The 12,648-nt window shown below is 35.9% G+C and carries 9 protein-coding genes and 1 tRNA gene; 7 read left to right on the top strand and 3 right to left on the bottom strand.

Features of this window, described 5'->3' with window-relative positions; translation table 11 throughout:
• Positions 1-40: 40 nt before the first annotated feature.
• A complete protein-coding gene (locus SOLCA_RS11555) occupies positions 41-2,332 on the top strand; it encodes a patatin-like phospholipase family protein (RefSeq protein ID WP_014680632.1) in 2,292 nt (763 codons plus the stop codon).
• A complete protein-coding gene (locus tag SOLCA_RS11550) occupies positions 2,329-2,865 on the top strand; it encodes a hypothetical protein (protein WP_014680631.1) in 537 nt (178 codons plus the stop codon). The genes SOLCA_RS11555 and SOLCA_RS11550 overlap by 4 nt, the downstream gene beginning before the upstream one ends.
• Before the next feature lie 211 nt (positions 2,866-3,076).
• Here SOLCA_RS11550 and tamL read toward each other — a convergent pair whose 3' ends face one another.
• Positions 3,077-5,440 carry a translocation and assembly module lipoprotein TamL gene (gene tamL / locus SOLCA_RS11545; RefSeq protein ID WP_456154231.1) on the bottom strand — a complete coding sequence of 788 codons (2,364 nt, stop codon included), beginning with the start codon at positions 5,438-5,440 and terminating at the stop codon, positions 3,077-3,079.
• On the opposite strand from tamL, the gene SOLCA_RS11540 reads away from it, so the two are divergent.
• The 3 genes from SOLCA_RS11540 to SOLCA_RS11530 all read left to right on the top strand — a co-directional run bounded on the left by SOLCA_RS11540 (position 5,425) and on the right by SOLCA_RS11530 (position 6,663).
• Positions 5,425-6,186 carry a TrmH family RNA methyltransferase gene (locus tag SOLCA_RS11540; RefSeq protein WP_014680629.1) on the top strand — a complete coding sequence of 254 codons (762 nt, stop codon included), beginning with the start codon at positions 5,425-5,427 and terminating at the stop codon, positions 6,184-6,186. The genes tamL and SOLCA_RS11540 overlap by 16 nt on opposite strands.
• A 123-nt stretch (positions 6,187-6,309) precedes the next feature.
• A tRNA-Cys gene (locus SOLCA_RS11535) sits at positions 6,310-6,381 on the top strand.
• 24 nt (positions 6,382-6,405) lie between these two features.
• A complete protein-coding gene (locus SOLCA_RS11530) occupies positions 6,406-6,663 on the top strand; it encodes a hypothetical protein (RefSeq protein ID WP_014680628.1) in 258 nt (85 codons plus the stop codon).
• A 246-nt stretch (positions 6,664-6,909) separates the two neighbouring features.
• On the opposite strand, the gene SOLCA_RS11525 is transcribed toward SOLCA_RS11530, so the two are convergent.
• Positions 6,910-7,941 (bottom strand): quinone-dependent dihydroorotate dehydrogenase, encoded by a 1,032-nt coding sequence (locus SOLCA_RS11525; RefSeq protein WP_014680626.1) that lies wholly within the window; start codon positions 7,939-7,941, stop codon positions 6,910-6,912.
• A gap of 166 nt (positions 7,942-8,107) precedes the next feature.
• Between SOLCA_RS11525 and SOLCA_RS11520 the strand changes: the two genes are divergently transcribed.
• Positions 8,108-10,030, top strand: a complete 1,923-nt coding sequence (locus SOLCA_RS11520; protein ID WP_014680625.1) for an ABC-F family ATP-binding cassette domain-containing protein — start codon at positions 8,108-8,110, stop codon at positions 10,028-10,030.
• Between the two features lie 352 nt (positions 10,031-10,382).
• Here SOLCA_RS11520 and SOLCA_RS11515 read toward each other — a convergent pair whose 3' ends face one another.
• On the bottom strand, positions 10,383-10,955 hold the full coding sequence (locus tag SOLCA_RS11515; RefSeq protein WP_014680624.1) for a Crp/Fnr family transcriptional regulator: 573 nt from the start codon (positions 10,953-10,955) through the stop codon (positions 10,383-10,385).
• Between the two features lie 152 nt (positions 10,956-11,107).
• Here SOLCA_RS11515 and SOLCA_RS11510 point away from each other — a divergent pair, with 152 nt between their 5' ends.
• The gene (locus SOLCA_RS11510) at positions 11,108-12,646 is read left to right on the top strand and encodes an alkaline phosphatase D family protein (RefSeq protein ID WP_014680623.1); all 1,539 of its coding nucleotides are present in this window, start codon (positions 11,108-11,110) and stop codon (positions 12,644-12,646) included.
• Positions 12,647-12,648 lie beyond the last annotated feature (2 nt).

Here is a 12,648-nt window from a genome sequence, read left to right as displayed (position 1 = left end):
TGAATTGAGATCTGAAAAATTCTGTTGCTGCCTTTTTTTAATGAAGAACTATCTTTTATTTATTTTATTGTTTCTAAGCTCGTCCGTTGTTGCCCAAAAAGTTGGAGTAGTTTTAAGTGGAGGTGGAGCAAAAGGATTAGCTCATATAGGCTTGTTAAAAGCGTTAGAGGAGAATAACATACCGATCGATTATATAGCTGGAACATCAATGGGAGGAATTGTTGCTTCAATGTATGCGGCAGGTTACTCTCCTTCACAAATAGAATATATTGCAACCAGTGCAGATTTTCAGGATTGGGTAAACGGTCGTTTTAAAAGCGATTATAAACTCTTCTACAAAAATAAGCCCGATAATCCGTCCTTTGTTACTGCGCGAATCGCGGTTGATTCTTCTTTTCAATTTAAGCTTCGTTCCAACCTGATCAATGATATCCCATTAAATTTTGCCCTGCTCGAGTTATTGTCACAAGCATCAGCAAGTGCTAACTATAATTTTGACAGTTTATTTGTGCCTTTTCGTTGTGTAGTTTCTGATGTGTTTTCTCAGGAACCTATCTATTTAAGCAAGGGTAATCTTTCTGATGCTGTACGGGGAACCATGACGGTTCCTTTTGTATATCGTCCAATAAAGATTAACGATAAATACGTGTTTGATGGTGGTGTTTATAATAATTTTCCAGCCGATGTAATGAAGGATGATTTTGATCCGGACATAATGATCGGTTGTAATGTCTCCTCTAAGATCTATAATGATTACCCCAAAGAAATTGATGAACGTTTGATGTCGAGATTTGCAGTTTTTCTGTTTCTTTCAAAATCCGACTCCACAAAATTAGGAAAGAATGGTATATATGTTCAGCCTGATTTAAAGGGTTTTAGCGTAACCAATTTTGAGCCTGTAGAGGCATTAATTAAGCGAGGTTATGAAGCGGCAATGAAAAACATGGATTCTATAAAAGCTCGCATTAAAGGACGGTCTGTTCCTGAAGAGTTGGATTCAAAACGATTGGCCTTTATCCGGAAGAATAAAATAGATTCGATCAGAGAAGTTAGGATAACCGGAGCAAACAGCAAACAAAGGGCTTACATTGAGGATGTGTTAGGAAAACGATCTGGGGCAATAGATATGTTGCAGTTGAAGAAGGGATATTATAAACTCATGGCTGATGATAATTTTGAAACGGTTTATCCTCGTATTGAAAATGACTCTCTTAAAAAAACATACAACTTCGATTTAAATGTTAAGCCCGATAGGAACTTTAAAATAGACCTTGGAGGGAACCTTTCGTCCAGGCCGATTAGTAATTTTTTTCTTGGGTTACAGTACAATTTCGTCAATCGTGAATCCTACACTTTTTGCACAAATTTTTATTCAGGTCGTTTTTATGAATCCATGAATTTAGGTTCACGAATTGATATTGGTGCAAAAACACCAACATTTATTGAGATAAATTATACCTATAACCATTGGGACTATTTTAGAAACTCAGAAATTTTTGTCGAGAATAAGAATGCAGTTCCGCTAAATCAATCGGATAAGTTACTTGCTCTGCGTTTCGGATTTCCTTACAAAGGGAATACCCGATTAGTGTTTGAAGGCGGTTTTTTTCGAAACTTTGATAAATATAGTCCATACAATGATTTTAATGCGTCTGATGTATTGGATCAAACTGTTTTTAATGGACAAAAAATTTCATTTATTCTTGAAAGAAACACCCTAAACCGAAAGCAATACGCTAGCAGTGGTTCCTTAACATTATTGTCACTAAGTTACATCAATGGGAATGAAGATTATGATCCGGGATCGGTTTCAATAGTTCCGGCTTTAAACGGTGAACGTCGTGAATGGCTTGCTTTTCGAGTGACTTCAGATCGGTATTTTTCAATAAGTAAAAACTACTCATTTGGATATGCAGCAGAGGCGTTAATTTCTAATCAGCCCACATTAGCCACTTATAAAGCATCGTTGGTTGAGCAACCGGCAGCGTATCCATTACAAGATTCACGCTCTTTATTCTTGGCGAATTTCAGAGCTTATAATTTCATTAATGTGGGATTGAGGAGTGTTTACACCTTTAAGAGAAATCTTGATTTCAGAGTTGAGGGGTATGGCTTTATTCCTTTCGATCAATTACAAGAGGGTTTCAATCAACAGGCAGCTGTTACCGAACCTAATCAATATTTCAGACTTGCAGCCACCGCTGGAGCAGTATACAGGAGCATTGTTGGCCCCATTGGCTTGAGCGTAAATTATTATGACGATCCACAGAAAAGATGGGGAGTTCTTTTACATTTGGGTTATATATTGTACAATAAAAAATCGCTTGAATGAGAATAGCATTCCTATTTATAGTTTTCGCAGTGCTGCTTGCATTCAATCAGAAAGCTTTTGGTCAGTCAAATCAGAAAAAAAGCATAACTGATTTTAAACTGGTGTCACATGAAAATAATTTAAAGATTGTTGCAACAGATGCAAGTAGTGATGTAACAGACGAAAAAATTGTCGGAGCCTATCCATTTTCAATGAACGGATTAGATGTTCCATTAAAATTTAACAAGGGCGAGGCCATTGTAAAACAAAATTTTTCAGGCTCAACATTTGTATATTTTCATCCAGAAGCCAACTCGCTTATTTCTGTTAGGTTATACTATTTGCTAAAAACAGGCGAATCTTACTGGCCTATCAAAATTCCAATCGCATTATTGTTAATAATCCCTGTTGCGTTTTTCATTATCGGCTACTTCGTTAAAAAGTTGATTTTCCTATTCATAGGAATTGTTCTGGCATTTTTCCTATTTAACACCGGCTTAAGCGTAGGAAGTTATTTTGAGATAATAGGAAATTGGGCGCAGGGGTTGTTTTGATTAGTTCATAGATCATAGTTCATAGATCATAGTCGAGAGTACTAAGTCCTGAGTATTGAATTCAAGCATTTGATTAAATCACTTTTAATAATTTTCAAAAAAAGCTTTATTATAGGATCATAAACGATTAGTTATTGGCTATGGACTATAGTCTATCAACTATGGACTCAGAACTCAAGACTCCCGACTCAGAACTCAAGACTCCCAACCCCTAAAACGGGTACCCAATACCAATTGAGTAATTCATAAACCTGAAACTCGGGTATTGGTTTTTAAAATCTTTATCCCATAAGTGTTTAATAACCCATCGATCACTCTCAAATTGGGGATCGTGGAGTTTTAAGCCGGCATCCAGACGTAGAATGAGGAAACTGAGATCTAAACGGACGCCAAGTCCGGTGCCAATTGCGAGTTCCTTGTAAAAGTTATTAAACTCAAATTGACCTTTCGGGTAAATTCCTTCAAAATCAGAAATATTCCACACATTACCAGCATCTAAAAATGTGGCACCATTTAATTTAAATCCGAAAAAATTGTTGGTAATATTAAAACGATACTCAAGATTCGCTTCAATTTTCATTTCTCCCAATTGTTCCAGGTTCAAACGAACACTATCAGCTCCCGTAGGTTTGAGGTCATTTCTTGGAAATGCTCCAGGACCAACTTGTCTGGCTCTCCAAGCGCGTAATGAGTTCGCCCCTCCTGTACCATAAAGTTTAGAATAGGGCATTGCTGATGAGTTTCCGTAGGCAAACCCAGCCCCAATATTAAATCGGGCAATGAACTGATTTCTATTAAGCAATTTATAATACCTGATTTCTAAATCAGGTTTAGCATATTGATAAAATGGTCTGTTGAAAGTTGTATAATAACCGTCCGTATTTATTTTGGCTCCAGCCAGTTTATAAGTTAAGTAAAGAAGATTGCCTGCAACATCAATATTTCCTTTAAAATAAACGAAACTTCCCCCAAATCTTATTTTATAATCATTTAATAAATAAGTGTATTGAGATCCTAATGCAAAATAGGGTTCATAACGGCTTAATGCAGATAGGTTGCCTGATAAAATATATTGTTCAGCAAGTGCAGAATCTATATGTGAGTTTACAAGTGATATGGTTACTGGTGTTAAATAATGCGATTTTTTAATATTTTCTTTCCATTCATAACTTAAGCTTGTAAAAATGTTTCCGGTTGAGAATTGTTGACGGCCTTCATAGTTATAACCTAATGTGATCCGTGTTTTAGGTAAGGAGTATCTGCTTAAATTAAAGTTGAATGGAGAAAGTAATCGTGGAAATAAAATACTTACACTTGTTTCAACTGTCTTTTCTCTAATTCGGGGTTGTTCCAAACCATTAAAGTTCGTCGGTTGAAATTCAAGACCTCCTTTAAGCTTAAATTCAAAAATCTCACCTCCTCCAAAAAAGTTTTTGTTCATATAAGTTACTCCGGCGTTAGTTCCTAAATAACTTCCGCTTAGTGTAAACTCTCCATTAACGGCTGCACTTCTGCGTTTGGAAGGGATTAGTTCAATGTAGGTGTTTAATTTGGAGCTATCGCCCTCAACGTTCCTAAAATCAAAATTGATAAATTTAAAAAGATTGAGATCACCCAACCTGGTATAGGTTTTCAGATAATCATCATTGTTAAAAAGTGCACCTTTTTTGAAGAAGATCAAGTCAGAAAAACGATGAGGTTTAAAACGGCCTTCTTTATCTAAAAAATAAATGTCATTTTTTCTAATAGTGTCCGGTTCAATTTCCCTTCTTTTTACACCCGGGGTAATTGTTACATAAGTATCATTCATCGTAAATGCCTGATGATGATCTTTGCCTTTTGGATTATTAATAATGGTGATGATATCGACTTGGTGACTAGCTTTTCCACCGCTCTTTCTTACAGAGTCATTAATAAGCGTATCAGCTTTATATCGGATATAAGATTTTTCGAAATCTTTGTATCCATTCATCTTAAAAAGGTTGTTGGCTACTGATACCTCGCGTTCAAGCAAATAATAATCATAGTTTTTACCTGAATCAATTGGCTTTTTGTAATTCTTAGTGTATAAATGAAGTAGAGCAGTGTCGAGTATATTGAAGCTGTAATTACGAATGGTATATACCGGTCCTTGAAATGCTTCGTAGGTTAATTTGATTTTTTTCTTGCCTATCGAATCTATCCGTAAGTGCACTTTGTTATTAAAATAACCTTTATTCAGCAAAAAACGACTCATTTTCTGCATTGCCGAATAGGCTTTTGTACTATCAAAAATGGCAGGTGCTTCCCCAATTTTTTTTGGTTTTGCTTTGTAAGCACCTTTTTTAGTGTTGAAGGTGTTATACATTCCTAACCCAAATTTTTGGCCTAAAAATTTAGCGTTAGCTTTAGGAATAAATGATTTGGCATCTTCTTCCAGTTTTTTGTCAACTCCTTTAACCTCAACTTTATCTATTAGAGATTCAGTAGGTTTTAGGTATCGACTCGGTTTGCAGGATCCCAACAATATTATTGGGATTAAAAATATAAGTATAGTTTTGTTTAAAATTCTCGATGTAAATGATTTCAAAATCACAAATAAGTTTTGTTAAATCTCTCCACAATAAGAAATACCGTGAAGAGCACGGTTTGTTCATTGTAGAAGGTGTTAAAATGGTGAATGAATTACTGGAATCTTCTTTTAAAGTCCACTCAATATTTTCGACTGAAAATTATCTAAAAAACATCACAAATATAAATCCGAATATTGAAAAAGCTGCTATTCATGAGGTATCTGAAAGTGAATTGCAAAAAATAAGTTGCCTTCATACGCCAAATGAAGTATTTGCTTTAGTGCAAACGCCTATTAATAATATTGATAATCAGCAATTTAATGAGAGTCTAACTACTCATTGGTCTATTATGCTTGATGATGTACAGGATCCGGGCAATATGGGAACCATTATTCGTATTGCCGACTGGTTTGGTATTAAAACGCTAATAACCTCCTTAAATTCTGTGGAGGTGTATAACCCGAAAGTAGTTCAATCGACCATGGGTTCTATCTTTCGGATCAATATGATAAGCACAGACCTTGAGAAAGTGTTGAATACCATCAAAGCGCCGGTATACGGAGCATTGTTAGAAGGGGAGAACCTTTACAAAGCAGCGTTTAATCAGCCCGGAATTATTTTGATGGGAAATGAATCAAAAGGAATTTCAGAAAAATTGCGGAAATTTATATCGTATCCATTGTCGATACCCGGATATGGCAAAGCGGAATCATTGAACGTTGGGATTGCAACGGCTATATTCTGTTCAGAAATGCGTAGAAGGGAATAATTGATAGTTAACTTTAGGTTTTAAAAACTAAATGACTTGATTATCAGTGTAGCAAAAAATATTTTAAAAAGATGTGTTGTGTAACAAATTTTAATTCTTAAATTTGCAACCTCGTTGAAATAAGGTCGAGTGGCCGAGAGGCTTAGGCAGAGGTCTGCAAAACCTCGTACAGCGGTTCGAATCCGCTCTCGACCTCAACTTGTTAATCGAAAATGGTTAATGTTAATAGAAGTAAACCATGCTATAATACGATTAACAGAGGTATATAAACTATTAACAATAAAGTTCAGGGAAATCATGGCAGTTACAAGATTAAAAAGAAAAGACAGAAAAAATAAAACTGTTTCACGTTTAGAAGTTCAACATTTGAAATTAGCTACTAACCTAGAGTTAGGTAGCCGTTCAAAAGAAAAGGCTACTAGCCAAGTTGTTAAAAACAGAAACATCATTGCTGAATTAGAAAAAGCAGCAAAGTAATTCTTTTCTTATAAAAGATATTTTAAATCCTGATCATTATTGGTCAGGATTTTTTGTTTTGGGTGGGTGGATAACTCATTGTCGGAAAAGTTGAGAGATTGAATTGTATACTCAAAAATTATTACGCTTAAATTATTTAAATCTCTGGAGGAGAATAGCCTTAGTAGATATACATCAGTTCTAATATCCATAAAAAAAGCTTTAGTCTTGCTTGAACTAAAGCTTTTTGATAAGTTATCTTAAGCGTTATAATCCTTTTTCAAGAATCTTTTTATTGATTTCTTTTACTAATCCCGGGCCTTTATAAATAAATCCGGTGTATATCTGAACAAGAGAAGCTCCTGCATTCAATTTTTCAATTGCATCATCACCTGAGTGAATCCCGCCCACGCCAATAATCGGAAAAGCTTTATTTGATTTTTGTGATAAATAACGGATAACTTCCGTTGAACGGTCTTTTACAGGTTTACCACTTAAACCTCCCATTTGATTAACCAAGTCAGGATTTGACTTTAACCCCTCTCTGGAAATAGTGGTATTCGTTGCAATTACTCCTGCAATCTTAGTTTCAAGAACAATTTCTATAATGTCATCCAGCTGCTCGTTAGTTAAGTCAGGAGCTATTTTTAACAAAATAGGTTTCGATTTTGGTTTGGTTTCGTTTAATGTCTGTAAGCGGAATAAAAGCTTTTTTAGAGGTTCTTTGTCTTGTAAATCGCGCAGCCCTGGAGTATTGGGAGAGCTAACATTTACCACAAAATAATCAACCACATCAAACAACTTTTCAAAACAAATCACAAAATCTTCGTCTGCAACATCATTGGGTGTTACTTTGTTTTTACCAATATTGCCACCGATAATTAATGAGTGATCCTTACGATTTTTCAGTCGCTTTACCATCTCATCAACACCTTCATTGTTAAAACCCATACGGTTAATTAACGCTTCATCGTCAACCAGTCGAAACATTCTGGGTTTGTCATTACCAGGCTGTCCAACCGGTGTTATTGTTCCAACTTCAATGAATCCAAATCCTAAATTGCCCAACTCGTCAAAAAGTTTGGCATCCTTGTCAAAGCCAGCGGCCAATCCTACCGGATTTTTGAATTTAATACCAAAAACTTCACGCGCTAACCTGTTATCTTCTAAACAATAGGTGGCCTTGATCATTTGCTTGGCACCTGGAATTGCCTGAACGTTTTTAATCCAATTAAATACTTTGTGATGAATTACTTCGGGATCGTATTTGAAAAAAAGTGGCTTGATGAGATTATACATGCGACAAAGATAAAAGGATTGACGGATAGATAAAATGATTAAAAATGGTGAGAAGGCTTAATTTTTACTGAATTTGACTCAGGTGATTTACTGTAAATGAAAGTTTTTCAGCTTGATACTTGCAAAAATCCTGATTTTCAAATTGGATTGAGTTATCTTTGCGCCGATGATTGCATTAAATGACATTACGTTTGAATTTGGATCCAGAGCTTTATATGACGAAGCTAATTGGCATATTAAACCTGGAGAGAAAATCGGACTGATTGGGGCCAACGGAACGGGTAAAACAACTTTATTGAAGTTGCTGGTAGGTGATTATACACCGACAAAAGGTATTATTTCAAAATCAAAAGATTTAAAGATCGGTTATTTAAACCAGGATCTTTTATCTGTTCAATCTGATTTCAGCATTTTGCACGTGGCAATGGAGGCATTTGAACGCCAAAATCAGCTGCATGATGAAATTGAAGCATTGCTAAAGAAACTTGAAATAGATTATTCGGATGATTTACTCCATAAATTAAGTGATAAGCAGCATGAGTTTGAGGCTTTAGATGGTTATAATATCCAGTATAAGGCTGAGCAAATTTTAGCAGGTCTTGGATTTAGTGCCGAAGATTCGAAGCGTCCGTTAAAAGAGTTTTCTGGTGGATGGCGCATGCGTGTGATGTTGGCAAAGATTCTTCTTCAAAAACCTGACCTTTTATTGCTGGATGAGCCTACCAACCACTTGGACTTACCATCAATTAAGTGGCTGGAAGGTTACTTAAATAGTTTTGAAGGTGCCTATATTATTGTTTCCCACGATCGCTATTTCCTTGATCGTACTGTTCAGAAAATTGTGGAGTCTAAAGGTGGACAATTAATTCAATATGCTGGTAATTATAGCTTCTATATAGAAGAAAAGGCTTTGCGTGAAGAAATTCAACGTGGTCAGTTTAAAAACCAACAACAGAAGATCAAAGAAGAAGAACGTTTGATTGAACGTTTCCGTGCAAAAGCTTCTAAAGCTAAAATGGCGCAATCGCGTATTAAGGCTTTGGAGAAAATGGAACGGGTTTCGGATGTGGATGATGATAATCCTTCCGTATCATTCCGTTTCTCATTTTCTCGTCCATCTGGTCGTAGCGTTGTACAATTACGTGATATCTCCAAAGAATATCCTGGTTTACAGTTATTGAAAAATACCGATGGTGATATTGAAAAGGGTGATAAAATTGCCCTAATTGGTGCCAACGGTAAGGGTAAGTCGACGTTGTTACGCATTGTTGCTAATTCGGATGTTACCAGTGGTGAGGTGAATAAAGGACATAATGTATTACAATCGTTCTTTGCACAGCACCAGTTAGAATCACTACATCTGGATAATACCATTTTAGAAGAGCTTCAGTCATTTGCTCCCACACGTACAGATACTGAATTACGCTCATTGTTGGGATGTTTCTTATTTACCGGAGATGATGTATTTAAGAAAATCAAAGTATTATCCGGAGGTGAAAAATCGCGTGTTGCATTAGCTAAGGTGTTAACATCTGACGCCAACTTCCTGATTCTGGATGAGCCTACCAACCACTTGGATATTCAATCGGTTAATATTCTTATTCAGGCTTTACAGCAGTATGAAGGAACATTTATTTTGGTTTCTCACGATCGTTATTTAATTGAAAATGTGGCCAATAAAATTTGGTTCATTGAGAATAAAGAGATCAAGGATTATCCTGGTTCCTACCATGAATACGATGAATGGTACGAGAAACGTCAGAAAGAATTAAGTAAAGTTGCTCAAGAACCGAAGAAGGTAGTTGAGCAGCCTAAAATTATGAAGCAGGATAATCGTTCAGAAAATAAAGAGAAATCAAAAGAGCTGAAAAAACTCAATCAAGAGTTGGATAGGCTTGAGTCTGCAGTAGTCGATCTGGAAAATCAGCAGAAAAACTATGAAGGTGAAATGGCTAAAGAAGAAGTGTTTTCGAATGCATCAAAGCTTAAAGAGGTAAATGATGCTTATTTAGCCATAAAATCAAAGCTTGAGAAAACCCAACAAGAATGGGAGAGTCTTGCTGAAAAAATCATGGAATTAGAGGCTTAATAAGTCCTTATCCACTATAAAAAACAGGGAACATTATTTTGATGTTCCCTGTTTTAGTATAAAAAAATCCTGATTTCTTAGGATTAATTAAACCTCAGCTATAGAATACAGTTCGTGTTTTACTATACAAATTACTTGATAACAGCAGTAACGGTACTTCCTAATTGTTTTAGCGACCGAACGTTGGTGGCCATTTTATAACCAATAAATAACATGATTATTATACAAAGCAACAATGCTGAATAATTGTTGAGAAATCTTCTTAAGTGCTTCATCCTCAGGTCTCCTTTCAGCTGCAAAAATCGCAACAAATCTGCAAACAAAAATTGATTATAATCAAGTTATTGTTTGATTAGAAGATTTTAGCTCTAATGCGACTCAGCGTTTCGGGGGTAATATTAAGATAAGAAGCAATAAATTTTAAAGGCGTCCGCTGTATTATCTGAGGTTCATTTTCAATAAGGTAGCGATATTTTTCTTCAGGCGACGAATAATGCAATATTTTGATCCGACGATAAAGTTTCTGAACGTTTGATTGACTAACCAGACGGCTTACCCGCTCAATTTCGGGGTATTTGTCATACAGCTCATGCCATGGCTCACGAGGTACTATCAATAATTGGCAAGCTTCTATCGTTTCTATGCCCACATCCGAAGGAACTTGGTTAAAAAAACTATCAGAATTGCCGAGTGTATCCGGCTCATAACAAATCCATAAGGTAATTTCTTTGTCGGCCATGTGGTAATAACCCCTGGCCAATCCTTTGTTCAAATAATAAAGATACTTTTGAACCTGGCCTTCTTGTAAGAGCATAGTCTTGGGTGGACATTCCTTAAACTCAGCAATCTTCAAAATGGCGTTTCGTGCTTCTACACTTACAGGATAATAATTTGAAAGGTAGTTATTGAGATGAAATAGAGCCATAAATGTTTATTCTGTATGTTATTGAATATACAAAATACTTAGCAATTGACGCTGATTTAACGAAAAGCTAATAAAATAATAAACTATTAAGTAACTGGATTTAATATGCGAGTTAGAAGTTTGTAACATCAACTAAAGCAACTTACTCTCGTATGAAACAAAGATTTACGCTATTTATACTAATTACGCTCCTTACTTTTTCAATAAATACATCTTTTTGTCAATCAGGTGGTTATTTAACTTATGTTGAAGATCTAAAATCTTTGGGATTTTCACTTGATGATAAGCTTGCCCCTTTTTATCATGGAGTGGCTTCAGGAGATCCTTTAAGCGATCGGGTAGTTATCTGGACTCGTGTAACGCCCCCCAAAAGAGAAGCTTCAAACAGTGAATGGAAATTAGCTTTTTCAGTTAGTTGGAAAGTTGCTACGGATACCACTTTTACGGACATTGTACGTAATGGTGATATTGCAACCGATGAAACTAAAGATTTTACCGTTAAAGTTGATGTAATGGGCTTAAAACCTAATACTACCTACTACTATCAGTTTGAAGCATTTGGAAAGAAATCTTTAACTGGTGCCACTCGAACGGCTTATGGCGCCATTGATGAATTGCCTGTAAAACTGGCATTTGCTGATGGAAACAACTACACTACGGGGTATTTTAATGCTTATGGTCGAATTGCAGAAATGAAAGATTTGAATGCAGTGGTGGTGGTGTCGGGTTATATTGATGAAGATGCGGGCACAACCGAAATACGAGCTCACATACCCAAAATAAAAACGGAAACGCTTCAGGATTACCGAAATCGCTATGCTCAGTACCACCTTGATAAGGACTTGATGAAAGCACACGCATCTCATCCGTTCATCGTGGTTTGGGAAAAGCAAAAACAGGAAGTTATTTCTGAAAAATGGAATGATAATAACAAAGCAGCAGAGCAGGCTTTTGTAGAGTGGTTGCCAGTAAGAGTGGCAAAAGGTGAATTTCAACGGAAATTATCTTATGGTAAGATGCTCGAGATGCTGATGATAGAAACTCAAACCACGCAAAATACAGGACTTATTGCTAGCACTAATGCACTACTGGAACAGGATGCTGTATTTCTTGAACAGCCTCATCGTGAATGGTTAACCAATCAATTAAATTATTCAACAGCTAACTGGAAAATTCTTGTTAACCGAAATCTCATGTCTACAATAAATGCTGATTTCGAACCAATTACAAATAAGACTTACGATGTGTGGGATAATCACCTAAAAGATAAAGAAAGTCTGCTTGGCTTTATCCGGTCATTCAGCCTTAAAAATATTGTCATGGTAACCGGTGGTTTTCATAATTCATTAGGAGCGGAGGTTGCTGATGCAGCAAGCAGTTATGATCCTCAGAATGGAAGACTTGCAGCTATTGTGGAAGTTGCAATTCCTTCAATTTCGGCATCTAATTTAATCGATCAAGATAGTAATGCAGGGAGTAGTGCTGAAGCCAAATGTTTAAATAAAGCTGTAAATCCGCATATCAAAACAGCCAATTTTAATGATCATGGATTTGTGATCATGAACTTTACCAAGAAGGAAACAAAGATCAATTGGTATTACATGAAAGAGAATAAGCTTAACGATATAACCAAACTAAAATCGCAAACCGAAATGACCGTGAAAAACGGAGTGTCTATCCTGGAAAAATAACT

This window comes from Solitalea canadensis DSM 3403 (assembly GCF_000242635.2).
In the GTDB taxonomy this organism is placed as follows: Bacteria; Bacteroidota; Bacteroidia; order Sphingobacteriales; family Sphingobacteriaceae; genus Solitalea; species Solitalea canadensis.
Note: the sequence above shows the minus strand (reverse complement) of the source record. Positions and strands in the feature narration are given on the sequence as shown.